Here is a 24,803-nt window from a genome sequence, read left to right on the forward strand (position 1 = left end):
ACCCTGATATTCATAAAAATACATTGTAAAAAAGACCCTCTTTTCGGAAGGTCTTTTTTTATATTCAATATTTTGTTACTCTTAGTTAGCAATTTCTTCTCCACCATCACGCTGAAGCAAGAACTTATAGATCAGTCCGCCGGCAATACCACCAAGGATTGGTGCTACCCAGAACAGCCATAGTTGCTGTAATGCTACTCCACCTACAAATAAAGCCTGAGAAGTAGATCTTGCCGGGTTAACAGAAGTATTGGTAATTGGAATTGAAATCAGGTGAATTAATGTTAAACCTAAACCAATTGCCAATCCTGCAAACTTGCCATTAGCCCATTTATCTGTTGCTCCCATAATAATAATCAGGAAGAAAGCTGTTAGTAAAAACTCCGCAAGAAAAGCTGCTCCCATAGAATAGCTTCTTCCGTTATAGCCTGGCATATCGTAGAAGTTGGTTGCAAATGCTCCCGGTCCTTCAGCAGAGAATGCACCAGCACCATTCAGGATGATGTAAAGACAACCAGCTGCCGCCGCCGCTCCCAATACCTGAGCAATAATATAAGGAACAAGATCCTTTGCACTAAATCTTCCACCAGCTAAAAGCCCGAAAGAAACAGCAGGATTAAAATGTCCTCCGGAAATATGACCAACGGCATATGCCATTGTAACAACTGTTAAGCCGAAGGCTAATGCTACACCTAATAATCCTATACCAATGTCTGGAACACCGGCTGCAAATACTGCACTACCGCACCCTCCGAATACTAGCCAAAAGGTACCAAAAAACTCAGCGAATAATTTTTTCATTTCATTAATATTTTAATATTTGTTTATCAAATGTAAAAAATATTCTGCAATCCTGATAGATGTTATGCTGTTTTAACATTCAAACCATAGTGTTTTTGCTTTTGTTACAAAACCTATCTTACATGAAATGATGGCATTACCCTCACATATTTTTTTAAAATTGAGCAGCTTCTGTAGAACCCTTTAGAGCTACCGTTGCTGCTTCTCCGGCTGTAACAATAGTCTGAATTTCGTCAAAGAAACCTGTTCCCACAAAAGACTGATGTTTTACAGCTCGGAAACCTTCTTGCTGCAATGCAAATTCCTTCTCTTGTAACTGAGAATATCCTGCCATACCATGCTCACGATACGCTCTTGCTAATTCAAACATAGAATAATTCAGCGCATGGAATCCGGCAAGTGTAATAAACTGGAATCTGAATCCTAATGCTGCTAAATCTTCACGGAATGTTTCCATTTCCTGCTGACTTAACTTAGAAGCCCAGTTAAAAGACGGGGAACAATTATATGCCAATAATTTTCCGGGATATTCAGCATGAATAGCTTCAGCAAACTGTCTCGCTTCTTCTAAATCAGGATGAGAGGTTTCCATCCATAACAAATCTGCATATGGTGCATAAGCCAATCCTCTGGCGATTGCCTGCGGTACACCTGCATTTACTTTAAAGAAGCCTTCGGAAGTACGCTCTCCGGTTATAAAAGGCTTATCTCGGTCATCGATATCTGAAGTCAGCAAATCTGCTGCATCAGCATCCGTTCTCGCTATAATAATACTCGATACACCACAAACATCTGCTGCCAATCTCGCTGCAATTAGTTTATTAATCGCTTCCTGAGTTGGCACCAATACTTTGCCGCCCAAATGTCCACATTTTTTTGCAGAAGAAAGCTGATCTTCAAAATGTACTGCTGCTGCTCCGGCTTCTATCATTTGTTTCATTAGTTCATAAGCATTGAGATTCCCTCCAAACCCTGCTTCAGCATCAGCAACAATAGGAACAAGATATTGCTTTGACTGATCTCCGTTTACTCTGTTAACAGACTGAATCTGATCTGCGCGCAACAAGGCATTATTAATTCTTTTCACAACGGCCGGAACAGAATTGGAAGGATACAATGACTGATCTGGATACATTTCTCCGGAAAGATTTGCATCTGCAGCAACCTGCCAGCCACTCAGATAAATTGCTTCCAGCCCGGCATCTACTTCCTGCACAGCCTGATTTCCGGTTAATGCACCTAATCCAGCTACGTACTCCTGGCTATTAATTTTGTTCCAAAACTTCTCAGCCATTAGCTGTGCTATGGTATAATCTATTTTATAACTTCCACGTAACCGGAGTATATCTTCCGGTGTATACGGCCGGATTATTCCAGCCCATCTTGGGTTTTCATTCCAGTCCTGTTGTAGTTCCTGAATAGTTTTCATAATAATATTTATTTTTCGGTTTGATTTATTTTTTGATTTCAGATGTATTTATAGGCTCTTAATGTTAGAAAATCTTCAAAATTTTCTTCAAAAACCATATCCTGTAACAGTTGTGTTGCCAGTGCAAAGTTCCCATCGGCATATCGTGTAGCGCCTACATATTCTTTTATCTTCTCGAGCTCTTCATCCTGCCATTTCAGATAATTTTCTTTTGTAAGATATTGTCCGTTTTCTAAAGGTTTTTGTGAATGGAATACCTGCCACAATTGAGTTCTGGAAATTTCTGCTGTCGCAGCATCTTCCATCAGATTGTAAATAGCTGCAGCACCAACTCCTACTAACCAGGATTCGATATAAAGAATCCCTACATTAATATTCTTGCGTACACCTGCTTCGGTAATTGTCCCCTGTGGAACAGTCAGCAGATCTGCTTCAGCAATATTGTATTCTTCTTTTTTCTGGTCAATCTGATTAGGTGTAAGCATTCCGGCGTCGAAAACCTCTTTGGCAACACTTACCAAAGCCGGATGTGCCACCCACGTTCCATCATGACCGTTCTTTACTTCCCGTTCTTTATCTGCACGTACTTTTGCAAAAGCTACTTCGTTTGCGTTCTCATCATGTTTTACAGGAATTTGCGCAGCCATACCTCCCATTGCCGAAACGCCTCTTTTATGACAGGTTTTTACCAGAAGCTTTGAGTACGAACTCATAAAATGAATAGTCATTGTCACCTGATCTCTGTCCGGTAATATAAATTCAGGAAGTTTTCTGAACTTTTTAATAAATGAAAAAATATAATCCCAGCGTCCACAGTTCAGACCCGCCATATGCTCTTTCAGAGAATAAATAATTTCATCCATCTGAAAAGCAGCTGTAATAGTTTCTATTAAAACAGTTGCCTTAATTGTATTTTGTGGGATTCCAAGATAGTTCTGCGAGAATACAAAAACTTTATTCCACCATGCCGATTCATGATAGCTTTCCAGTTTCGGAAGGTAAAAATAAGGTCCAACCCCATTTTCCAATTGCTTTTTAGCATTCAGAAAAAGGAAGATTCCAAAATCAATTAAAGAACCCGATGCCTGCTCTCCATTAATAAGGATATGCTTTTCATTTAGATGGAGCCCTCTGGGGCGTACCAGCAAAACTGCAGGCTTTTCATTCAGAACATATTGCTTCCCTTTAATTTCAAAATCAATATTTCTGTTATTCAAATCTCTGAGATTCACCTGTCCATCCATTACATTCTCCCAGGTTGGAGAATTACTGTCTTCAAAATCAGCCATGAAACAATTAGCTCCAGAATTCATAGCATTAATAATCATCTTACGGTCAACAGGACCTGTAATCTCTACTCTTCTGTCCAGTAAAGAATCTGGCAGCGGTTCACACACCCAGTTTCCATTCCTGATTTCTTCGGTCTCTTTCAAAAATCGAGGTAAAATTCCCTGATCAAATTCCTTCTGCAAAACCTTTCTTTTATCTAAAAGAGCTTGTCTCTCAGCATTAAAATGCTCATGCAACTCTGTTAAAAACAATTGTAATTCAGCAGAGTAGATCTCTTCATACTTTTTTGAATGTTGAATACTAAATTTTTCCATGAGTCTGATTTTTTTTGCTAATGTAAAAAATAAATTTTCACCAACAGCGAATTTTCGCTAAAATTAAAAATAAATTATTATGCGAATAATCGCTTTTATTTTCTATATTTATTTTATGAATATCGAGAGCGATTATATACGTACTATTTTCGGGGTAAAGCTGAGACAGCTCCGCCAGCAGAAAAACTGGTCACTACAGGAAATTTCTGAAAAAACAGGTATGTCCAAATCTTACCTGAACGAAATAGAAAAAGGAAAAAAGTATCCCAAGCACGACAAAATATTAGCTCTGGCAGATGCTCTGGATTGTAATTTCGATGAATTGGTCTCTATTCAGCTCGATAAAAACCTGGCTCCAATTGGAGAACTGATGCAAAAAGATTTCTTTAGAGAACTTCCTCTGGAACTTTTCGGAATCAATAAAAATTCACTTATCAACATTGTAAGTGAAGCCCCAAAAAAAGTAAATGCTTTTATCAACACTCTTATAGAAATTGCACAGACTTATAATTTTGATAAAGATCATTTCTATCTTTCGGTACTACGATCCTTCCAGGAACTTTATAATAATTACTTCCCGGAAATTGAAGAAAAAGCCATCGAATTCAAAAAAAAATATGGACTTACTACAATTAGTATTCAGATTTTAGAAGATATATTGAAGCAAGAATCAGGTTATCAGATTTACTATGAAGACTACGAAGAACAGGGGCAGCTAAAGCATCTGCGCTCTTTATACTCCGCAGATCATAAAATTCTTTCCATTAACCAGAAACTTGGAGAACAGCAAAAGCTATTTATTCTGGCAAAGGAAATCGGATTTCAGTATTTAAATCTGCAACCTCGGCCAAATACTTATACCTGGGTAAAGTTTACCAACTTCGATAGTCTTGTTAATAACTTTTACGCATCTTATTTTGCAGGCTGTCTTCTTATCCCTAAAGATCAGCTGATACAGGAAACAAAAAGTATATTTTCTGATAAGGAATGGGATAATGAAAAGTTTGATCACCTTATAGAAAACTACACACAGTCTCCTGAAACACTTTTTTACAGACTTACTAACATTCTTCCTGAATTTTTCGGGATGAAAGACATCTTTTATCTGTGTTTTGTAAAAAGAAAAAACAGTGATAAAATAGATATTCTGAAAGAATTGCACCTCAACAGACATCAGGCTCCGCACGCTAATACAACCAACGAACATTATTGCCACCGATGGATTGCTATAAAAAATATGCAGAACCTTTCCGACTCCAAGAGTTTGACAGCTATACAGATATCGGAGTACGAAAATTCCGGTCTCAATTATCTGGTGATATCCACATCTCAAAAAAATCCTTTTGCTGATGGCAATAACAGAAGCTATTGTCTGGGAATTTTACTAAATCCCGAAACGACAAAACAAATAAAATTTCTAAAGAACATATCCAGAGAAAGCGTAGGTGTTACCTGTGAAAGCTGCTCTATAAAAGATTGTGAAGTACGTCAGGCTCCAGCTATAAAGCTGGAAAAACAGGAACTTAATGAAAAAATACAATTCTCTGTTGAAAAGAAACTGAGAGAAATGAAAAACAAAGCGTAAATTACTGACTCAATATGAGTTATGAATTTATATACAGACATATTCTTTCCAAACCGTTGCCTTCAATGCAATCACATTATTGGCGGAAAAGATATTATTTGTGAAGAATGTTATGATCAAGTAGATTTCACCCATTGGGAATCATTAACGGAGACACCATTGCAACACAAATTATCGTCTCTTTTCCCTATCGAAAATTCTTATGCTCTGATGAATTTTGAGAAAGAGGGTCTTAGCAGAAAATTAATCCACAATCTCAAATATGCTAATCGCGAAATTATAGGAGATACATTAGCCCGATGGACAGCAGAAAAAATAAATCTAAAATCAAAACCCGATATACTGATTAATATTCCGCTACATATCAAAAAACTAAAAAAACGAGGCTATAATCAGTTACATCGTTTTACAGAAATATTATCAAAGGAATGGAATATTCCATATAATCATCATTATTTAAAAAGAACATCTTACAGCACTGCTCAAGCCAGAAAAAAACTAATACACAGAAAGGAGAACAGCAATATATTTACAGTTCCTAATCCTATTGAGAACAACCATTTTCTTCTTATTGATGATGTATGCACTACCGGAAGTACTTTAGCATCATGCGCCTGGGAAATACTAAAAACGCCCGGCAATAAGCTGAGCGTTTTGGTTATGGCAATTGATTAATTTGCTTATCGTTGTAATTTTTCCCCATAAGAAAGGTCACCCGCATCTCCTAGCCCCGGTGTAATATAACCTTTAGATGTAAGGGCTGCATCTACAACACCTACCCAAAGATGTGCTTCAGGGTAAGCTTTACGAATAACCTCAACTCCTTCTTTGCTCGCAATCGCTGCTACAATATGCATTTGTGATGGTGTTCCGTGGGTCAATAGATCTTTTATAGCTTCAATAAGTGATGCTCCGGTTGCTAACATAGGATCCGCAATAATTAACGGACGACCTGTTAAATTCGGGCAAGTAAGATAATCCTGCTTTATAGAAAAATAGTCGTTTGCATCATGTTTTCTGTATGCTGCCACAAAGCCACAATCAGCTTTGTCCAAATAATTCAGAATCCCTTGAAATAATGGAACTCCGGCTCTCAGGATTGTAGTAATCACTGGTTGTACTGCAATTTCTTTTGATATGATTGTCTCCAATGGTGTTACAATCTCTACTTCTTTTTGTTCAAGCTGCTTACTAATTTCAAATGCTGCTATCTCTCCGATACGTTCCATATTTCTACGAAACCTCATCCTATCTCCCTGAACATCAACATTTCTTAAATCATTAATCCACGAATTGACAAGGGAAAAGTTTTCTGATAAAATATAAAGCATGAATTTTTATTTTGGGTTAAACAAAAATACGATTAAAAAAACTGAATCAAAAGCTTTACGGATACAAAAAAATATTACCTTTAGTTAATTATTTCCCCACCAGAACTTTATGAACAAAAGCTTTATTTTAGGCAAAATAGCACCGGAATTTATTAAAAACGAAACTTTACCGGAGCTATTAATTCCCACTTTTGAAAAATATAAAACCAAACCTGCTTTTATTTTTAAAGACAGGACTCTTACTTATGAAGAATTGGACAACTGGAGTAATGCTATAGCCTTGCGGCTAAAAGAAGAAGGCGTACAGGAAGGGGACTGCGTAGGCGTATGGTATCCCAGGAGTCTTGAACTTCCGGTTGCCATCTTAGGAATACTAAAAGCAGGAGCATGCTACATCCCTCTGGATAGAGAAATGCCTGAAGACCGTATCAAAATGGTATTTACAGATATCAATGTGAAAACTTATTTTTCTGATACAGATGCTGGCATCCATTGCAGCCCCATTACTATTCCGGAGCAACCAACAGAAAAAGTTTCACTTCCGGAAGTTGAAATTAATCCGGATAATTGGGCATATGTGCTTTTCACCTCCGGGAGTACCGGAAATCCGAAAGGCATACCGATTTCCCACCGAAATATATGCCACCTGATCCGTTCCGAAGAAGATTTTATTGGCGTTAAAGATACCGACAAAGTCTATCAGGGCTTTTCTGTATCGTTCGACATGTGGTGCGAAGAAGTGTGGATAAGTCTTTTTGCAGGAGCCACAATATGGATAGCAGATGCTACGACTGTTAAAGCGATTGACGAACTCAGCACTGTTTTAATAGAAAATAAAATTACTGTTCTTCATGCTGTTCCAAGTATTTTAGCCATTATAGATGAAGTTCCGGCTTTACGACTTGTAAATGCAGGCGGTGAAGCTTGTACTAAGCAGGTTCAGGAAAAATGGGCAAAACCATACCGCACATTTATCAACAGCTATGGACCAACCGAAACTACCGTTTCTTCTAATATGGCAATACTAAATGCCTCTCAGGAACTCACTATTGGCCCACCATTGCCCAACTATCATATTGCCGTTGTGGACGAAAACATGAATATTGTTCCGCATGGCGAACGTGGCGAAATGATTATTTCCGGGCCAGGTGTAAGCAACGGATATTTTAATTTGCCAGAACTTACTGCACAAAAATTTTTGCCTAATCCTTTCCCCGAATTACCAGGGGATACAATATATAAAACGGGTGATGCTGTTGCTTTCAGAGAAGATGGCTTTATTGATTTTCAGGGAAGAATCGATGATCAGATCAAGCTGCGAGGCTATCGTATTGAACTAGGTGAAATAGAAACCCGCCTAAACCAACTGGAAGGTGTTTCCTCTGCAGCTGTTACGGTAAAAGAAGATGCAAACCAGCAGGGGCAATTGGTTGGCTATGCTGTGATGAAATCTGATGCAGATTTTAATGAAAACGAAATGCGCAAAGAGCTGGCTAAATTTCTGGCTCCTTACATGGTTCCGATCACCATTATAAAAATGAAAGAAATGCCACGAATGCCAAGTGGCAAAATAGACAGAAAAAAACTACCCTTACCTGATAGCTTCTTAGTACAGGAAAGTACAAGTCATATCGAAATTGGGGAAAATGATTCTGTAGATGAAAAACTTATAAAAGTTCTCCACATTGTATTTCCCGGAAAAGACATTAACCTGTCTCAGGATTTCTTCACTGACCTTGGCGGACATTCCCTATTGGCAGCCACTCTGGTTTCTCACTTAAGGCAGAAAGCCGGAATCCCTTATGCTTCTCTTAAAGATGTATATGAAAACCGCCCGCTTTCAGCATTTACAGAGGTTCTACAGAAAAAGCAAGATACCAAAGCTGAACGTAAAGAACCTTTCCAAAAGGTGTCTACTTTGCAATACTATCTATGCAATTTAGCACAGACACTAAGTTTACTGGTTATATATGGCCTATTAAGTATTCAGATATTTTTTCCATATCTCGCTTACTATTATTTCCAGCTAAACGGTTTCGGTTTGCACTACGCTTTACTAAGTGCTATGCTATTGTACACTCTTATTCCTCCGGTCTATTCTTTAATCATCCTCATTACAAAATGGCTGGTTATCGGACGAATAAAAGAAGGAGATTATCCACTATGGGGATGGTATTACTTCCGATGGTGGCTGTGGAAAACTGTAAAAAGATTAATGCCATCTGAGTTTATTGTAGAAACTCCTCTTTATCCCAAATATTTGCGCTTATTAGGTGTAAAAGTACATCCGTCCGCTCAGTTAAGCTTATTACCAATTGCGGCCGAAGATCTTGTAACCATAGATGAAAATGTAACAACCAGTTCCGGATGCTGCATAGACAATGCTTCTGTGGAAAACGGAATATTAAAAATACGCAGAGTACACCTGAAGGCACATTCCTATATAGGTTCTTCTGTTGTAGTATGTGGCGAAACTACTATAGAGGAATTTGGAGAGTTACAGGATCTGAGTTGTCTGAATGAAGGTGAGAAAGTAGGTTACGGAGAAGTATGGAACGGAAGCCCGGCCCAAAAAACCAGAACAAAAACAACAGAAGAAACACAACAACCTAAATTAACTTCCGCCGGAAAGAGAAGTTTATTCTCTTTGTTCTATGCTATATCACTGTTTTTCTTCCCGTTGATTATCGTATTACCGCTAGCTCCTACCCTTTATACATTATACTATCTGGATGAACGTTCATCGGATTACAATTTCTATTATTTGTGGCAGGCACCAATACTTTCTACCGTTTACATTTTGTTGTTTATTCTGGTTGTAAGTTTATTGACCAGACTACTACAAATCAAAATGAAACCCGGTGTATATCCGGTATACAGTTTTACCTACTACAGAAAATGGGTAAAAGATCAGATATTCAACATATCTCTGGTGGTATTACATCCTTTATTTGCTTCCATCTATATTTCTAAATTTTACAGAATGATGGGAGCCAAAGTAGGGAAAAACTCAGAAATTTCTACTGCGAGTGATGTATCACACAACTTACTGGAAATTGGTGAAGGTTCTTTTATTGCTGATGCTGTGATTCTGGGAGAACATGATGTAAGAAATGAACAGCTAATATTGGCTAAAACAAAAATTGGCAACAATAGTTTTGTAGGTAATAGTGGACTGATACCACAAGGGTATCAATTAGGAGATAATATGCTTATTGGTGTTCTAAGTAAAACACCGACTGAGGAGCAACTAGCCAATTCCGCAGAGAAAGACTGGTTTGGTTCTCCACCTATCGGACTGCCCTCCAGACAGAAATCCAATATTTTCAATGATCACCTTACTTATAACCCACCGGCATCTTTAAAATTCGCCCGTGCTATTGTTGAAGGTATAAGAATTATTCTGCCACAAACCATTATCATTATATGCAGTGTACTTTTTATAGCATACACAAGTATCTATCTGGAAGGCAGAATCCCATTATTATTAGCATTATCACCATTCTATTATCTTGGAATCGTTGCATTGCCCGCTTTCTTCTTTACCGTTCTTCTTAAATGGATTTTTGTAAGAAAATATAAAAAGACAGAAATCCCGATGTACAGTCTGAGAGTATGGCTAAGCGAGGGAATTACTACGCTATATGAAGCTTTGGCTATTCCTTTTTTCCTTGATGCTTTACGCGGAACAATGTGGCTCCCAATCTTTATGAGATTTCTGGGTGTTAAAATCGGAAAACGAGTATGGCTGAACACAACAGACATTACAGAATTTGATATGGTATCTATTGGAGACGAAGCTATGTTGAATGAAGAATGCGGACCACAAACACACTTGTTTGAGGACCGGATTATGAAAATCGGCAGTGTAAAAATAGGAAAGCAGACTACCATTAGCTCCAGAAGTATTATTCTTTATGATACTGAAATCGGAGACAATGTACATGTAGATGCTTTATCTTTAGTGATGAAGGGAGAAGTTCTTTCCGATAATACATCATGGCATGGAAGCCCGGTAAGGGGGAAGTAAATATTGAAAACCTATTTCACCAGACAAATTTCATAAAACACAAAATGGAATATCAGATCAGGAAAATAAAAATCAGCGAGCATCTACCTATAGTAGATGAGCTTGTGGGCGAACTCCATTTATCAGAAAGAGAGATGAACGAACATACTGCAGACTGGAAACATATCCGGAAAAATTATATGCGGTTCATGGAGGACTGTGAAGATGAGAATGACGGCTCTTTTCTTATCGCTGAAATAAATGGCAAAGCTATAGGCTTTATTTTCGGTTATGTTGACGAGAAAGATGACAGTAATTTTGAGCTGGGTGATGCTGATGATCTGTATATTTCTGAAGGTTATGTAAAAAAAGAATTCAGAAAGAACGGAATATATACCGCGCTAAATAAAGCTTTTGAAAAAATGTACCTGGAGCAATATAAAATCCGTAAAATCTACAGATTCACTTTATGCAACAACGAAACGATGCAACGTTGGCTAGCTTCACAAGGCTATCAGCCTGTAAGACTTTTATATGAAAAATGGATATAATTACAATACAAAAAAAATGATCAAACTCTATTTCCGAATCATTCAGGGAATCACTTTTCTTTACCTCTCCACATCAGGGATAATGTGGGGACAAACACATTTATACAACAATACCAAAGTAGACAGTCTTACATTTGTCAATACCAGAAAAGCATTAAATAATCTTTCTACAGAGAATTACCAAAAAAAGATATTCAACTACAAAGACAAAGAATTGCCTTACAGATTTCTTTTACCTCAGAATGTCAATAACAAAAAGAAGTACCCTCTGGTTATTACATTTCACAATTCATCCAGAATTGGCCACGACAACGAAAATCAGTTAGAGCACCTTGCAAGAATATGGCTTAGGAACGATATTTATAGTCGATACAATTGTTTTGTCATAGCACCACAATTTGGAGAACGCTCATCTAATTATACTGAAAACAACGAGGGCACTCTTGTATCAAAACCTTCTGAAGATGTATTGGCATTACCAGAACTCATTAAAAAAATAACAACTGAATATCCGGAAATCGATAAGAACAGAATATATTTGGTTGGTTATTCTATGGGTGCTTCTACAGCTCAGGATTTACTAAATATTGCTCCCGAAACATTTGCAGCCATTGTTTCTATTGCAGCTGTTCCGAATTTTTCGAACCTTAATAAAATAAGAAACAAAAAGATTTGGCTTATCCACGGAGGTGAGGACAAAGACAATCCATACGCCGGAAGCGAGGTGCTTTACAAAAAACTCAGCGGGAATAAAAATCTTTTATTTACCACTTATACATATCTTAACCATAATAATATTATGATTCCTTTTCTACTGAATGATGAGATTCCGAAATGGTTATTTGAAAAAAGAAAATAACGATTACCCTCGGACGAAGTTTAGCCAATTGATATGTTGTATACGCTAATTTTTACAGATGGATTTTCTGATGCTACAAAAACTTTATAAAGTTCTGAGATAAAAACTTCGTTTGTGAAAAATTTCTGACCACTGACCTGTATACAATCCGGCAAAGTATTTACTTCATTTAGCTCTTTAGAAATCCCCAAACCAGAAGCCTTTAATATGGCTTCTTTTTTTATCCATATATTATAAAAATCATTCACAGAATTCTGGTCATTCAATAGATAATCTTGCTCTTTAGAGTGAAGAAAATCTTTAAAAACTGAAACATCCAGAGGCTTTAATATCTCCGCATCAACGCCGCATTTATCATTTACAGAAGCACAGACAATACACAGGTCTTCGCTATGTGCAGATGAAAAATTAAAATGATAGCCTTCCAGATAAGATTTAGAATTCTCATCTTTTTTAAGTTTTTTCCAATCTAGCTGATGATCCGGATAAAATTGACGAAATAACTTTTCAGTTAAAAATTTAGACAATACCCTAGCCTGTCTATCTTTCTGATTCTGGTATTGAGATATAGACAATCTTAGTTCTTCCGGAAGCGTACGGAAAAAGGTATCTATTTCTTCGGGTGTATTTTGAGAAATAAAGGTATAAAAAAGTATAACCTCCATTATTGGCAGATTTTAAAAACCCTTGCTAAGAGTGATCTCAACAAGGGTTTCTTTATTATTTTTGTCTGAAATATACTTCTATCGGAACTCCGGTAAAGCCAAACTCTTTACGCAGCTGATTTTCGGTAAACCTCTTATAAGGCTCTTTCACATATTGTGGAAGATTACAGAAAAATACAAACTGTGGAGAAGGTGTTGGCAACTGTACACAATACTTAATCTTTATGTACTTACCTTTTATAGCTGGTGGTGGCGTTCCTTCGAATATTGGTAACATCACCTCATTAAGCTTAGAAGTTTTGATTTTCTTCTGACGGTTTTCATAAACCTCCATTGCTGTTTCTACAGATTTCAAAATTCTTTGCTTTGTAAGAGCAGAAACAAAAAGAATTGGAACATCAGAGAACTGACCAATCTTATTACGGATAGCTTGTTCAAAATCACGCATTGTATTGGTTTTCTTATCTTCAACCAAATCCCATTTATTAACAAGGATTACAATACCTTTTCTGTTTCGCTGTGCAATTCCAAAGATACTCATATCCTGAGCCTCCCATCCTAATTCAGCGTCTACCATAATAATTACTACATCCGAATTCTCAATAGCTCTTACCGAACGCATTACAGAATAGAACTCCAGGTTTTCAGAAACTCTGTTCTTTTTACGCATCCCTGCAGTATCTACCAACACAAATTCATGTCCGAATTTGTTATACAAACTTTGGATACTATCTCTTGTGGTACCAGCAATATCAGTAACAATATTACGTTCGTTATCCAAAAGAGCATTGGTCATTGTAGACTTACCAACATTCGGACGACCAACAATTGTAATTTTAGGAAGACCTTCAAACGGGTCTTTGTATTCTGTTGTAGGAAAGTCTCTTACCACATCATCCAACAAATCTCCTGTACCGGAACCAGTAGCAGATGAAAGTGTAAAATACTTATCAATTCCTAATTGATAAAACTCCGTTGCCGGAAGCTCTTCTCTCGAAGAATCTACTTTGTTTATAACAATATAAACAGGTTTATTCGATCTTCTTAGCAAATGATAGATTTCATAATCTGTATCTGTAAGACCTTCTTCAACATTCATCATAAAGATAATGGAAGTCGCTTCATCTACTGCAAGCTGTACCTGCTTACGAATCTCCTCTTCGAATACATCATCAGTACCTACATCATAACCACCTGTATCGATTACAGTAAACTCTACTCCGTTCCATTCCGACTTACCATAATGACGGTCACGGGTTACTCCGGCTGTAGAATCTACAATAGCTTCTCTTCTCTCTAAAAGTCTGTTAAACAGAGTGGATTTTCCAACGTTGGGACGCCCAACGATTGCAACAATATTTGACATAAAATTTTGTTTCTCTTCGGCCTCACTCAGTGTATAGTATAATCTGAGCGAAAAAGAAGACGTTAAAGAATGGGTTACCCGGTCTTTCCGAGCCCAAAAATTTCTGCAAAGATACAAATTTAGTTTGTTGTTACCAGTTTTATATTTACAGCGATATAAGTTTATATATTGAAGATGAGCATATAAGCAATATTTTTTATAAATTTGATAAGGAAACTTCACTTTCAATGAAAAAATTTTTGGTTATACTACTGGTTGCTTTCATTATCATTCAGTTCTTTCCGATTGATAAAGTCAACCCACCCGTGAATGAAAGGATGGATTTTCTTACTATAAAGAAAACTCCCGAAGAAGTCAGCAAGGTTATTAGAAATTCCTGTTATGACTGTCATTCCAATGAAACTAAATATCCATGGTACAGTAATATTGCTCCTGTATCCTGGTGGATGAAAGATCATATTATTGATGGCAGAAAACATCTTAATTTTTCTACCTTTGCACTTTATGACACAGAAAGACAACTCCGAAAGCTGGACGAGTCTGTGGAAATGATTGAAAAAGATAAAATGCCTCTGGAAACCTACCTTCTGGCTCATCAAAATGCCAGACTTAGTGACACAGATAAAAAGATGCTGATCAAATATCTGAAAAATGCCAGAACAGATACCGAAATCAGATACAACACGACTGAACAGGAACAGCCGTAACAAAAAAATGCATATACAAAATAAACATATTGTTCTGTATGATGGTGATTGTCCGATGTGCAATTACTGGGTAAATTTTATTCTGAAACGCGACGATAAAAACAAATTTATGTTTGCCGCACTCCAATCAGATTTCGGACAGGATTTTCTAAAAAAAAGAAATCTGAATCATACCGAATTCAATACAATTTACCTTTTAAAACCTCAGCAATACTATCTGGTAAGATCTAAAGCAATCTTTAAGATCTTTTCTTTATTGGGTGGTATATATCGTCCATTATCATGGATGAAGTTTATACCTGGATTTATTTCTGATACCATTTATGATTTTGTTTCCCGAAACCGGAAAAAAGTAGACGTTGAAACCTGCCCTATTCTGACCATTGAGGAGAGAAAAAAGTTTATAACTGAGCCATTTCTGACCTAAGTCGGAATACTTTTGGAAATATAAAAACCAAAATAAAAACACTATCTTTGACCCTTATTTTACATCCGTCTATCAATGGAATACAATACTGAAAGAACACCATTATATATGCCTGAATACGGGCGCCTTATACAATCTCTGGTAGAGCATTGCAAAGCACTTCCTACCAAAGAAGAACGAAACGAAATGGCAAATGCTATTATCGCTTTCATCGGGCAAAGAAATCCACATCTTCGGGATGAAGAAAATTATAATCATAAGCTTTGGGATCACCTTTTTATCCTTGCAGATTATAATCTGGATGTAGATTCTCCTTACCCGATTCCGACCGCTGAAGAATTACAGCAGAAACCTAAAAAACTGGAGTACCCATCTTATGATAACGAGTATAAGTTTTATGGTAAAAGTATTCTGCAACTTATAGATAAAGCTATTTCTCTTCCGGAAGGCGAAGAAAAAGAGGCTCTGATTCAGGTTATTGCCAACAATATGAAGAAGTCTTATAATGTTTATAACAAAGAGCATGTACAGGACGAAGTAATCTTCAGACATTTAAAAACGCTTTCCAACGAACAATTAGATATTACAGGTGTTGACTCTTTAGAAAAGAGTAAGATTTATCATTCTGGCAACAATCACAGAAACAAAAATCAGAACCAGAATCAAAATAATAAAAACAACCAGCAGAAAAGAAGAAATTTCCAGAATAATCATAAAAACAACCGAAAGAATTAATGAGTAACGCATTTCAAATACGAGGAGGAAAGCCTTTATCCGGAGAAATTACTCCACAAGGTGCTAAAAACGAAGCATTGCAGATTCTTTGTGCCGTGCTTTTAACAGGTGATGAAGTAAGAATTAAGAATATCCCGGACATTAAAGATGTTAATCAGCTTATTGACATTTTAAGAGACCTGGGCGTTATTATTACAAAAAATGGTAAGGGTGATTACACCTTCAAAGCAGATAACATTAATTTCGATTATATCAAGTCTCCGGAATTCAAAATGAACGGAGCAAAGCTAAGAGGCTCTGTTATGCTTTTAGGTCCGCTTTTAGCACGTTTCGGTGAAGCTTATATGCCAACACCGGGTGGTGATAAAATCGGAAGAAGAAGACTAGATACTCACTTTCAGGGATTTGTTGAATTAGGAGCTGAGTTTCATTATGATGAAGAACAATATTTTTATTCATTAAAAGCCAAAGAACTTCACGGTAAGTTCATCTTACTGGAAGAAGCTTCCGTAACTGGTACAGCTAACATTCTAATGGCTGCTGTTCTGGCAAAAGGAAAAACCAGAATATATAATGCGGCCTGTGAACCTTACCTTCAGCAACTTTGTAAGATGCTGAACAGAATGGGTGCTAACATTTCCGGTGTAGGATCAAACTTATTAACTATTGAAGGTGTTGATCATCTTCATGGAACAGAGCATACAATGCTTCCGGATATGGTAGAAATAGGTTCATGGATCGGACTTGCAGCTATGACAAAGTCTGAAATCACTATTAAAAATGTTAACTGGAATCAATTAGGAATTATCCCTGATACTTTCAGAAAGCTGGGAATACAACTGGAGAGAAGCGGAGAAGACATTTACATTCCTGCACAGGAACATTATAAGATACAGAAGTTTATTGACGGTTCTATCCTTACAGTTACCGATGCTCCGTGGCCAGGTTTCACTCCGGATTTATTGTCTATTGTTTTAGTTGTTGCCACTCAGGCAAAAGGAACTGTTCTGGTTCACCAGAAGATGTTCGAATCCCGTTTGTTCTTTGTGGATAAATTAATCGATATGGGAGCACAGATTATCCTTTGCGATCCGCACAGAGCAACAGTAGTAGGACTAAACCATGAAGCTCCGCTAAGAGGTACAACAATGACATCGCCGGATATTCGTGCCGGAAACGCACTGCTTATTGCAGCTTTATCAGCCGAAGGAAAATCTATTATTCACAATATAGAACAGATTGACAGAGGTTACGAAAATATAGACGGAAGATTAAAAGCTCTGGGAGCAGACATTCAAAGAATATAATAACAAAATAAAAAAGCATTCAGAAAATTCTGAATGCTTTTTTTATATGTGAAGCTACCAGCCGCCACCACCGCCGCCGCCGCCACCGCCGCCGGAGAATCCACCACCACTGGAACCGCTGCTAAAGCTAGAGCTGCTTCCTGATGAACTACTACTTGAAGGCGGAGTTGAGCCTGAGGAGATAGAGTTGGTTAAGCTGGAATTGAGTGTATGCCCCAGACTGGCAAATCCAATTGTACTTCCGGTATACCAGTCGTTGGTATAATCCACAGACATTTGCTGCAGCATATCCTGAAATTTTTCACCCCAAATTTTATCCACACCCAATACCATTGCGTATGGAAGATAGGTTTCGAATATAGCCGGCGTCATCTGCGGAGGATTGTGAAACTTAATCACCTCATTTTCCGCTGCTCCCATATACATTTTGAATCCTTCTATAAGCGACTGTTTGCGTAATTTTTCTTCAGAAGGTCTTTTGATAAGGTACCGGTATACAAAAAGAAAACCTATACCAGCGATCAGAAAAAGAAAACTGGATCTTGTATTCTGATCAAAATTCCCTGTAATAAAGAATATTATAAAACCAATAAAGAACGGGAGAAAAAATATTGCAATAAAAGCTATAATACATCCTTTATTCAGTCCTTCCATTTTAGAGATAAGAACCATTGTAACCGCAAAGAAAATAATAACGAAGATTAGTCCGAACATTCCGATTACCAATTGCTCTGTAGAATCTCCTATAATACTACTTACAATAAAGGTCAATATAAAAACTGCAAAAACTACTATAGCAGGAAGCACAACTTTATTTGCATTGTTCCCTTCTTTAATAAAAGCTTTGTACTGAAAGGTCATATTGTGAGTAAAGTTGCCCACAGCTTTCTCTATTTTGCTACTATAACTACCATCCAACGTTATTGTAGAAGACTTACCAAAAAGATCGTTCATTAGTCCAATCTCTTCTTTAGCCAATTTCGGGCTCGGTTCCTTTAGCTTGGTAATTTCATATTCTTTCCCGGAAGACAATCCTAAAAGGGATTTCTTTGTAATTTCTTTTATTACAACAAACTTCTTTATAGCAAGGTTTACAAGTGACGCCGTAAGGTAATTTGTATTGTAACCTTCATGATGTATATATCCTAATTCTGCAGGAGACATGTCTTCCGGTACATTAAACTGTGGATAAACCACAGGCTTTTCCGGATCTACTCCATACTTCTTCCAAGAATTATATCCATATAGCAACAAACCTCCAAAGACCAATAACAGAAATATACTGATACCATATTTTTCTAAGAATGATGGAGGTGGTGGTGGCATTACAATTCCTTTAGGAAATCCAACAGCAATAGTCAGGTTCTCCCGACTTAAGAGACTTCCACCCTGCCATTCGATTTCATTATCAGAAATAACTTTTGAAGAACAGTTTTGTGCTGTACTTCCCTCTACTCCTGAATAACAAGCATTTTGTAATATTTTAGCCCCCTGAGGCAAGTGAACTGTTGCCGAAATTTTGTCTATAGGAAAGTCCCAGGCCATACCATTTACATTCCAGTATAGCTCATCATACTTAGGAAAGAACCCTACCTGATCTGGTGTCTCATATGTAATCTGATAAGTATATTTTCCCGGATCCAAATAAGCATCTTCATTCCCAACATATATTGTCTTTTGACTACTCTCATATGTAGTAGAATAATGCTCTGTCACACCGTCTTTCTTAACGGAAAGTATTTTAAACTTAACTTTTTTCGTCTTCCCGTTCAGATTTCTCACAGAGGGAAATGTTCTGAAAATCCCTCTTTTAAAGTTATACCCAAGACTGTTGATAACTATAGTTTCGGTAACTGTAAGCGATGAGTTTTTATGAACTGTAATATCTGAATGAAAAGATAAAATCCGTTCAGTCGGTTCTGTTTTTTCTGTTGTTGCACTATCTCCTACTGCATCTGCATTTGCAGCCGCCGCTGCAGCTGTAGCCTGTTCCTGGGCTTTAAAAAGCAGAAAAAAAGAGAATAATACAAATATAAATAACCGCTTCACTCTTAAAATTTTACAGAAGGAACTTCTCTTTCAGCGGTATTCTGTAACTCGAAGAAAGGTGCTTTTTCGAATTTATACATATTTGCAATAATATTGCTTGGGAAGGATTCTACAAGTGTATTATTCTCCCGCGCTGTGCCATTGTAATATCTTCTGGATTTTTCAATGTCACTTTCCAGAGAGGAAAGTTCATTTTGCAGTTGCTGAAAATTAGTATTAGCCTTCAGATCCGGATATTGTTCGGCCACAGCAAATAAATTCATCATAGCCTGATTAAGGTTTTTCTCAGCAGCTTCTTTCTCCTGTACAGAACTGGCATTTTTTGCCATGGTTCTGGCCTGTGTTACACTATCCAATGTTTCTCTTTCGTGTGTAGCATATCCTTTTACAGTTTCGACCAGGTTTGGAATAAGATCGTATCGCTTTTTCAGCATTACATCAATACTACTCCAGGCTTCCTGAACCAGATTTCTGAATTTAACCAGCTTATTGTATACAGAAACTCCATACAACAAAACGATAACAACAAGTGCTATAATAACAATAAGTGCAATCATAAGATTATTTTTAGTTTAATTATTTTTTAAAAACAGTTTCATATTTTTCAATCCACATTTCCGGTGATATTTTAGCACTCAATTCGGCAATTATACCGTATGGAATATCATCCATTTTTTTGAACCGCACACAACTTTTCCCCATATCCAGTTTATATTTTGCATGTTGTGTATAACTTTCCTGAAACCATTCCAACAGATTTTTATCGGCATATATACCCATATGATAAAATGCCAAAAAATTCTTCTGACTGGCCAGGCTAAGAAAAGGAAGAGGTGTACCCGGAGTACAATGATAACCCGCAGGATATGAAGATAAAGGAACAACCCATGTAAGCATTCCGTAAGCTTCAGTTAATTGAAATCCCGCAGGCAGATTATCATGAATTGCATTAAACAATTTCTCAAAAGCTATTTTTCTCTCGTCAGGGACTTTTTCCAGATATGTTTGTATCAGGTTACTCATCATCATTTATTTTTCCTAAAAATAAACAAATTTATTTCGTTGAACAATGAAAAGTTTTTCCTTTAAAATTTAGTAAATTTGTTACTCGAAAAATAAATCTTAGAAATGCCAAAAATATCGAACAGAGCCGAACATATGCCGGCTTCACCAATCAGAAAATTAGTTCCTTTCTCTATTGCTGCCAAGCAAAAAGGAATAAAAGTTTATCACCTTAATATTGGACAACCGGATATTGAAACGCCTCAATCTGCACTGGATGCTCTAAAAGATATTCATTTAAAAGTTCTGGAATATTCTCTTTCCGAAGGAAATATTGAATACCGTGAACAATTAGCAAAATATTACAACAAAATCGGTTTTGCAGACATCACACCAAAAAACTTTATTGTTACCAATGGTGGATCTGAAGCTTTAAATTTTGCTATCTCTGTACTTTGCGATCAGGATGATGAAATTATTATACCTGAACCTTATTATGCAAATTACAATGGCTTTTCCAATGCATTAGGAGTGGTAGTAAAATCTATTCCGTCTTCTATCGATACAGGTTTTGCATTGCCCCCAATTGAAGAATTTGAAAAGAAAATTACTGATAAAACTAAAGCTATTCTTATATGTAATCCTGGTAACCCTACCGGATATCTATACACAAGAGAAGAGCTTGCTAAACTTGCAGAGATTGCAGTGAAACACGATATTGTAGTAATCTCCGACGAAGTTTATCGTGAATATGTATACGATGGAAAAAGCCAAGTGTCTATGCTTGCTTTCCCTGAGCTTGCAGACAACTGCATCATTATCGATTCTGAATCCAAGCGTTACAGCATGTGTGGTGTAAGAATTGGTTTTATGGTTACCCGTTCACAAAAGATTTTAGATGCAGCAATGAAGTTTGCACAGGCAAGACTTAGCCCGGTACTTATCGGTCAGGTTATTGCTGCTGCTGCACACGTTGATGACGATGCATATATCCGTTCTGTTCGTGAAGAATACACAAAACGTAGAAACCTTCTAGTTGATTTGTTAAACAGTATCCCTGGTGTTATCTGTCCAAATCCTAAAGGAGCTTTCTATTGTATGGTAGAGCTTCCGGTGAAAGATACTGACGATTTTGCACAATGGTTACTAGAATCTTATAACTTCAATGGTGAAACCATTATGGTTGCTCCAGCTGGCGGATTCTATTCTGACCCAGCATTAGGCAAAAAGCAAGTAAGAATGGCATATGTGCTAAAAGAAGAAGATCTTAGAAAATCTGTTGAGGTTCTTAGAAATGCTCTTCAGGTTTACAAAGATTAATTTAAATAAAACTTAAGATGTCAGCAATAAGGCTTTATAAATGGAAAATCATATTATTAACGGCATTATTGCTGATATTTTTTTCATGTAAGGAAAAGAAAACTTCAAAAGATACAGCTATCTCTTCTGAGAAAATAGAATCTATAAATATTACGACTGAAGGCGGCGGTTTAGGCTATTTCAGAAATATCCGGGTAAATAAAGATTCTATTTCATCTATACAAAGACAATTTGGTACTGACAGTCTGAATAAATCTCGCAAAAGAGCAATTACACCAACAGAATGGAATAGATTAATTTCGGAAATTGATCTATCCTCAGTATCAAAAATTAAAAATGGTCCAAGCTATCAACCTTTTGACGGAACCGATGATATATGGGAAATAAAAACTTCAACCCATACTTATCGTATTATTAACGGAAAACAGGATATAGATAATTACAAATCTTTAGAAGCAGTATATTCTCAGCTAGAAGAATTAATCCAAAAAAAATAATGCAGCTACAGGAAAATTTTTCATTAAAACAATATAACACATTTCAGGTCGAAGCTAAGGCTTTGTTTTTCACAGAAGTTCATTCCGTTGAAGAACTAAAAGAGGCACTTCTTTTTTCAAAGGAGAAAAGCATTCCCTATTTGATTCTTGGCGGCGGGAGCAATATGCTTTTAACCAAGAATTATGAAGGTCTGATCATTGCTTTACGTCTGAAGGGAATTACAGAAGAAAAAGCTGATGAAAACCATATTCTGGTTACTGCAAAAGCAGGTGAAAACTGGCATCAGTTTGTTCTCTATTGTATTTCCAAAAATTATGGCGGACTGGAAAACCTTTCGCTGATTCCGGGTAATGTGGGTACATCACCTATTCAGAATATTGGTGCTTATGGCACTGAAATAAAAGATACTTTCCACTCTTGTAAAGTTTTGGATACTGAAGATTTCAGTGTAAAAACACTACATCTGAAAGACTGCCATTTTGGTTATCGTGACTCTATCTTCAAAAGCACTGCAAAAGGACGTTATATTATTCTGGAAGTAAGTTTCCTTCTTACAACTCGCGAACACAAAATTTCCGCAACTTATGGAGCTATTCAGCAGGAATTGGACAAGAATAACATTACTACAATTACTATCAAAGATATTTCGGATGCTGTAATTTCCATAAGACAGAGCAAGCTTCCAGATCCTGCTATAACAGGAAATGCGGGAAGTTTTTTCAAAAACCCGGTTATTCCGGCTGAGCAATTCAACAGCCTGAAAATAATATTTGAAAATATCCCTAACTATCCTAACGGAGATGAAGTAAAAGTGCCAGCTGGCTGGCTAATCGAACAATGTGGATGGAAAGGCAAAATAATTAATAATGTTGGCTGCCATCCGCAACAGGCATTGGTTATTATTAATGCTACAGGAAATGCCACGGGAAAAGAAGTATTCGATTTTTCATCACAGATTATTGATTCCGTAAAGGAAAAATTCGGAATAGAATTAGAAAGAGAAGTTAACATTCTATAAACAAAAAGCTGTTTCAAATGAAACAGCTTTTTTTATCTTAAAATCTCAGATTTATTTATTCAAAAGCAATGAAGCTTCTTTAGCAAAATATGTAAAGATTAAATCTGCTCCTGCTCTCTTAATGCTGTGTAAACTTTCCAGAATAACTTTGTCATTATCTAACCATCCGTTCTGAGAAGCAGCTTTTAGCATTGCATATTCTCCACTCACCTGATATACAGCAATTGGCTGAGTAATAATCTCTCTTACTTTTGCTACAATATCCAGATTTGGCATCCCTGGCTTGATCATAATAATATCAGCACCTTCATCCACATCATCCAAAACCTCACGGATAGCCTCACGAGAGTTTGCAAAATCCATCTGATAGGTTTTCTTATCCTTTGGAATTTCCTGATTATCTACCGGAGCACTATCCAAAGCACTTCTGAACGGTCCGTAAAAAGCACTTGCATATTTAGCCGCATAAGAGATAATACCTATATTGGTAAATCCGTTTTCTTCAAAAGCCTGACGTATTGCAAAAGTACGACCATCCATCATATCAGACGGAGCTACAAAATCAGCACCTGCTTCGGCATGAGAAAGACTCATTCTTACTAATGCATCCACTGTAGCATCATTAATAACCTCTCCTTTTTCTATAATCCCGTCATGACCATAAACTGAATATGGATCCAGAGCAACGTCCGGCATAACAATCATATTAGGTTCAGTATCTTTAATAAGCTTAATTGCAGCCTGCATTAACCCATCCGGATTCCACGATTCTTTTCCTGTATTATCTTTCAGGTTATCGCTTACTTTAACATAAACATTAACCGCTTTTATACCATGCTTATAAAGATCTTTTATCTCTTCTTTTAAAAGGTCTAAAGAGTGCCTGAACACACCTGGCATAGAAGCTATAGGTTCTTTCTTTCCGCTACCTTCCATTACAAAAATAGGAAGCACAAAATCGTTGGTAGTTAGTGTAGTTTCACGCACTAAATCTCTAACAGACTGACTTGTACGCAGTCTTCTGTTTCTATTAAAATTCATGAATGAATTATTTAAAATTTAATACAAATTTAACTATACCAGAGCCGTAAACCTATTATTTTGTGATTTGTTTTTTCTAATTTCGTCATAATTAAACATGACATTTGAGAGCATTTTTATTTTATTTATTTCTGTTTGCCGTTTTATCCTTTGTGCCACATCTGGCATATAGTGATCCTGAGAAACAACAGTCATCTTCACTAAGTGATTCTTCAAAAAGAAGTGTCCCTGTTAATCTTATCCCTACAGGCAATCATGAACTAAATTTACAAATCGAAGACTCCCATTTCAAGGTAAAATCGGTTACCATATATGCTATAATAGGTAAACCAGTGATGGAATTAAAGAATATTAATCTGAATATGGTAAAATTACCAACAGAGCAACTGAAACCAGGAAAGTATCTTATAAAGTATACGCTTAGTAACAATATTGATCAGGTAATACAACTTGTGAAAGAATAAAAAAAGCCGCTTCTATGAAGCGGCTTTTTTTATTC

Annotated in this window: 23 protein-coding genes; 13 read left to right on the forward strand and 10 right to left on the reverse strand. The window is 36.7% G+C overall.

Features of this window, described 5'->3' with window-relative positions:
* Positions 1 to 81: 81 nt before the first annotated feature.
* The 3 genes from aqpZ to aceB all read right to left on the reverse strand — a co-directional run bounded on the left by aqpZ (position 82) and on the right by aceB (position 3,834).
* A complete protein-coding gene (gene aqpZ / locus AYC65_RS13945; RefSeq protein WP_009087912.1) occupies positions 82 to 801 on the reverse strand; it encodes an aquaporin Z in 720 nt (239 codons plus the stop codon).
* Positions 802 to 955: 154 nt separating this feature from the next.
* Entirely contained in the window at positions 956 to 2,230 is a 1,275-nt protein-coding gene (gene aceA / locus AYC65_RS13950; protein WP_034868618.1) for an isocitrate lyase, read from the reverse strand.
* Positions 2,231 to 2,268: 38 nt separating this feature from the next.
* Positions 2,269 to 3,834, reverse strand: a complete 1,566-nt coding sequence (gene aceB / locus AYC65_RS13955) for a malate synthase A (protein WP_034868617.1) — start codon at positions 3,832 to 3,834, stop codon at positions 2,269 to 2,271.
* A gap of 79 nt (positions 3,835 to 3,913) precedes the next feature.
* Here aceB and AYC65_RS13960 point away from each other — a divergent pair, with 79 nt between their 5' ends.
* Both AYC65_RS13960 and AYC65_RS13965 read left to right on the forward strand, forming a co-directional pair.
* Positions 3,914 to 5,419: a helix-turn-helix domain-containing protein gene (locus tag AYC65_RS13960; protein WP_034868614.1), complete on the forward strand. Its 1,506-nt coding sequence runs from the start codon at positions 3,914 to 3,916 to the stop codon at positions 5,417 to 5,419.
* Between the two features lie 21 nt (positions 5,420 to 5,440).
* Positions 5,441 to 6,094, forward strand: a complete 654-nt coding sequence (locus tag AYC65_RS13965; RefSeq protein ID WP_034868612.1) for a ComF family protein — start codon at positions 5,441 to 5,443, stop codon at positions 6,092 to 6,094.
* A gap of 5 nt (positions 6,095 to 6,099) precedes the next feature.
* Here AYC65_RS13965 and upp read toward each other — a convergent pair whose 3' ends face one another.
* Positions 6,100 to 6,750 carry a uracil phosphoribosyltransferase gene (gene upp / locus AYC65_RS13970; protein ID WP_034868609.1) on the reverse strand — a complete coding sequence of 217 codons (651 nt, stop codon included), beginning with the start codon at positions 6,748 to 6,750 and terminating at the stop codon, positions 6,100 to 6,102.
* A gap of 109 nt (positions 6,751 to 6,859) precedes the next feature.
* Between upp and AYC65_RS13975 the strand changes: the two genes are divergently transcribed.
* Genes AYC65_RS13975 through AYC65_RS13985 form a run of 3 tightly spaced genes read left to right on the forward strand, consistent with a single transcriptional unit; the run spans position 6,860 to position 12,169 of the window.
* Positions 6,860 to 10,780: a Pls/PosA family non-ribosomal peptide synthetase gene (locus tag AYC65_RS13975; RefSeq protein WP_034868606.1), complete on the forward strand. Its 3,921-nt coding sequence runs from the start codon at positions 6,860 to 6,862 to the stop codon at positions 10,778 to 10,780.
* Between the two features lie 44 nt (positions 10,781 to 10,824).
* The gene (locus AYC65_RS13980) at positions 10,825 to 11,310 is read left to right on the forward strand and encodes a GNAT family N-acetyltransferase (RefSeq protein WP_157757829.1); all 486 of its coding nucleotides are present in this window, start codon (positions 10,825 to 10,827) and stop codon (positions 11,308 to 11,310) included.
* A gap of 16 nt (positions 11,311 to 11,326) precedes the next feature.
* Entirely contained in the window at positions 11,327 to 12,169 is an 843-nt protein-coding gene (locus AYC65_RS13985; protein ID WP_034868928.1) for a carboxylesterase family protein, read from the forward strand.
* Positions 12,170 to 12,189: 20 nt separating this feature from the next.
* On the opposite strand, the gene AYC65_RS13990 is transcribed toward AYC65_RS13985, so the two are convergent.
* Both AYC65_RS13990 and der read right to left on the reverse strand, forming a co-directional pair.
* Positions 12,190 to 12,834, reverse strand: a complete 645-nt coding sequence (locus tag AYC65_RS13990) for a 4'-phosphopantetheinyl transferase family protein (RefSeq protein WP_034868601.1) — start codon at positions 12,832 to 12,834, stop codon at positions 12,190 to 12,192.
* Positions 12,835 to 12,889: 55 nt separating this feature from the next.
* Positions 12,890 to 14,200 (reverse strand): ribosome biogenesis GTPase Der, encoded by a 1,311-nt coding sequence (gene der, locus AYC65_RS13995; RefSeq protein WP_034868925.1) that lies wholly within the window; start codon positions 14,198 to 14,200, stop codon positions 12,890 to 12,892.
* 227 nt (positions 14,201 to 14,427) lie between these two features.
* Between der and AYC65_RS14000 the strand changes: the two genes are divergently transcribed.
* The 4 genes from AYC65_RS14000 to murA all read left to right on the forward strand — a co-directional run bounded on the left by AYC65_RS14000 (position 14,428) and on the right by murA (position 17,376).
* Complete coding sequence (locus AYC65_RS14000; protein ID WP_034868598.1) at positions 14,428 to 14,907, forward strand: heme-binding domain-containing protein; 480 nt, start codon at positions 14,428 to 14,430, stop codon at positions 14,905 to 14,907.
* Complete coding sequence (locus AYC65_RS14005; RefSeq protein WP_236708674.1) at positions 14,852 to 15,334, forward strand: thiol-disulfide oxidoreductase DCC family protein; 483 nt, start codon at positions 14,852 to 14,854, stop codon at positions 15,332 to 15,334. Before AYC65_RS14000 ends, AYC65_RS14005 begins: the two co-directional genes overlap by 56 nt.
* Positions 15,335 to 15,409: 75 nt before the next feature.
* The gene (locus AYC65_RS14010) at positions 15,410 to 16,069 is read left to right on the forward strand and encodes a DUF4290 domain-containing protein (RefSeq protein WP_034868592.1); all 660 of its coding nucleotides are present in this window, start codon (positions 15,410 to 15,412) and stop codon (positions 16,067 to 16,069) included.
* Entirely contained in the window at positions 16,069 to 17,376 is a 1,308-nt protein-coding gene (gene murA, locus AYC65_RS14015) for a UDP-N-acetylglucosamine 1-carboxyvinyltransferase (protein ID WP_034868590.1), read from the forward strand. Before AYC65_RS14010 ends, murA begins: the two co-directional genes overlap by 1 nt.
* A gap of 54 nt (positions 17,377 to 17,430) precedes the next feature.
* On the opposite strand, the gene AYC65_RS14020 is transcribed toward murA, so the two are convergent.
* From AYC65_RS14020 to AYC65_RS14030, 3 genes are read right to left on the reverse strand one after another with little or no spacing between them, the layout of a single operon-like run.
* Positions 17,431 to 19,425, reverse strand: a complete 1,995-nt coding sequence (locus AYC65_RS14020) for a DUF2207 domain-containing protein (RefSeq protein WP_034868588.1) — start codon at positions 19,423 to 19,425, stop codon at positions 17,431 to 17,433.
* 2 nt (positions 19,426 to 19,427) lie between these two features.
* Positions 19,428 to 19,982, reverse strand: coding sequence for a LemA family protein (locus AYC65_RS14025; RefSeq protein WP_034868586.1), 555 nt, complete (start codon positions 19,980 to 19,982; stop codon positions 19,428 to 19,430).
* A 19-nt stretch (positions 19,983 to 20,001) separates the two neighbouring features.
* Complete coding sequence (locus AYC65_RS14030) at positions 20,002 to 20,448, reverse strand: DUF1801 domain-containing protein (RefSeq protein WP_078674676.1); 447 nt, start codon at positions 20,446 to 20,448, stop codon at positions 20,002 to 20,004.
* A 105-nt stretch (positions 20,449 to 20,553) separates the two neighbouring features.
* Here AYC65_RS14030 and AYC65_RS14035 point away from each other — a divergent pair, with 105 nt between their 5' ends.
* The 3 genes from AYC65_RS14035 to murB are packed head-to-tail and all read left to right on the forward strand — an operon-like array spanning position 20,554 to position 23,263.
* Complete coding sequence (locus tag AYC65_RS14035) at positions 20,554 to 21,747, forward strand: pyridoxal phosphate-dependent aminotransferase (RefSeq protein WP_034868581.1); 1,194 nt, start codon at positions 20,554 to 20,556, stop codon at positions 21,745 to 21,747.
* 17 nt (positions 21,748 to 21,764) lie between these two features.
* Positions 21,765 to 22,244 (forward strand): hypothetical protein, encoded by a 480-nt coding sequence (locus AYC65_RS14040; RefSeq protein ID WP_034868578.1) that lies wholly within the window; start codon positions 21,765 to 21,767, stop codon positions 22,242 to 22,244.
* Complete coding sequence (gene murB / locus AYC65_RS14045; protein WP_034868577.1) at positions 22,244 to 23,263, forward strand: UDP-N-acetylmuramate dehydrogenase; 1,020 nt, start codon at positions 22,244 to 22,246, stop codon at positions 23,261 to 23,263. The genes AYC65_RS14040 and murB overlap by 1 nt, the downstream gene beginning before the upstream one ends.
* Before the next feature lie 51 nt (positions 23,264 to 23,314).
* Here murB and hemB read toward each other — a convergent pair whose 3' ends face one another.
* Positions 23,315 to 24,304 carry a porphobilinogen synthase gene (hemB, locus tag AYC65_RS14050; RefSeq protein ID WP_034868575.1) on the reverse strand — a complete coding sequence of 330 codons (990 nt, stop codon included), beginning with the start codon at positions 24,302 to 24,304 and terminating at the stop codon, positions 23,315 to 23,317.
* A gap of 104 nt (positions 24,305 to 24,408) precedes the next feature.
* On the opposite strand from hemB, the gene AYC65_RS14055 reads away from it, so the two are divergent.
* The gene (locus tag AYC65_RS14055) at positions 24,409 to 24,768 is read left to right on the forward strand and encodes a T9SS sorting signal type C domain-containing protein (RefSeq protein ID WP_034868572.1); all 360 of its coding nucleotides are present in this window, start codon (positions 24,409 to 24,411) and stop codon (positions 24,766 to 24,768) included.
* Positions 24,769 to 24,803 lie beyond the last annotated feature (35 nt).

Source organism: Elizabethkingia bruuniana (assembly GCF_002024805.1).
In the GTDB taxonomy this organism is placed as follows: domain Bacteria; phylum Bacteroidota; class Bacteroidia; order Flavobacteriales; family Weeksellaceae; genus Elizabethkingia; species Elizabethkingia bruuniana.

Excerpts from the sequence above, each read along its gene's own strand:
- aqpZ (WP_009087912.1), bottom strand. The coding sequence starts at position 801 with ATGAAAAAATTATTCGCTGAGTTTTTTGGTACCTTTTGGCTAGTATTC.
- aceA (WP_034868618.1), bottom strand. The coding sequence starts at position 2,230 with ATGAAAACTATTCAGGAACTACAACAGGACTGGAATGAAAACCCAAGA.
- aceB (WP_034868617.1), bottom strand. The coding sequence starts at position 3,834 with ATGGAAAAATTTAGTATTCAACATTCAAAAAAGTATGAAGAGATCTAC.
- AYC65_RS13960 (WP_034868614.1), top strand. The coding sequence starts at position 3,914 with ATGCGAATAATCGCTTTTATTTTCTATATTTATTTTATGAATATCGAG.
- AYC65_RS13965 (WP_034868612.1), top strand. The coding sequence starts at position 5,441 with ATGAATTTATATACAGACATATTCTTTCCAAACCGTTGCCTTCAATGC.
- upp (WP_034868609.1), bottom strand. The coding sequence starts at position 6,750 with ATGCTTTATATTTTATCAGAAAACTTTTCCCTTGTCAATTCGTGGATT.
- AYC65_RS13975 (WP_034868606.1), top strand. The coding sequence starts at position 6,860 with ATGAACAAAAGCTTTATTTTAGGCAAAATAGCACCGGAATTTATTAAA.
- AYC65_RS13980 (WP_157757829.1), top strand. The coding sequence starts at position 10,825 with ATGGAATATCAGATCAGGAAAATAAAAATCAGCGAGCATCTACCTATA.
- AYC65_RS13985 (WP_034868928.1), top strand. The coding sequence starts at position 11,327 with ATGATCAAACTCTATTTCCGAATCATTCAGGGAATCACTTTTCTTTAC.
- AYC65_RS13990 (WP_034868601.1), bottom strand. The coding sequence starts at position 12,834 with ATGGAGGTTATACTTTTTTATACCTTTATTTCTCAAAATACACCCGAA.
- der (WP_034868925.1), bottom strand. The coding sequence starts at position 14,200 with ATGTCAAATATTGTTGCAATCGTTGGGCGTCCCAACGTTGGAAAATCC.
- AYC65_RS14000 (WP_034868598.1), top strand. The coding sequence starts at position 14,428 with ATGAAAAAATTTTTGGTTATACTACTGGTTGCTTTCATTATCATTCAG.
- AYC65_RS14005 (WP_236708674.1), top strand. The coding sequence starts at position 14,852 with ATGCCAGAACAGATACCGAAATCAGATACAACACGACTGAACAGGAAC.
- AYC65_RS14010 (WP_034868592.1), top strand. The coding sequence starts at position 15,410 with ATGGAATACAATACTGAAAGAACACCATTATATATGCCTGAATACGGG.
- murA (WP_034868590.1), top strand. The coding sequence starts at position 16,069 with ATGAGTAACGCATTTCAAATACGAGGAGGAAAGCCTTTATCCGGAGAA.
- AYC65_RS14025 (WP_034868586.1), bottom strand. The coding sequence starts at position 19,982 with ATGATTGCACTTATTGTTATTATAGCACTTGTTGTTATCGTTTTGTTG.
- AYC65_RS14030 (WP_078674676.1), bottom strand. The coding sequence starts at position 20,448 with ATGAGTAACCTGATACAAACATATCTGGAAAAAGTCCCTGACGAGAGA.
- AYC65_RS14035 (WP_034868581.1), top strand. The coding sequence starts at position 20,554 with ATGCCAAAAATATCGAACAGAGCCGAACATATGCCGGCTTCACCAATC.
- AYC65_RS14040 (WP_034868578.1), top strand. The coding sequence starts at position 21,765 with ATGTCAGCAATAAGGCTTTATAAATGGAAAATCATATTATTAACGGCA.
- murB (WP_034868577.1), top strand. The coding sequence starts at position 22,244 with ATGCAGCTACAGGAAAATTTTTCATTAAAACAATATAACACATTTCAG.
- hemB (WP_034868575.1), bottom strand. The coding sequence starts at position 24,304 with ATGAATTTTAATAGAAACAGAAGACTGCGTACAAGTCAGTCTGTTAGA.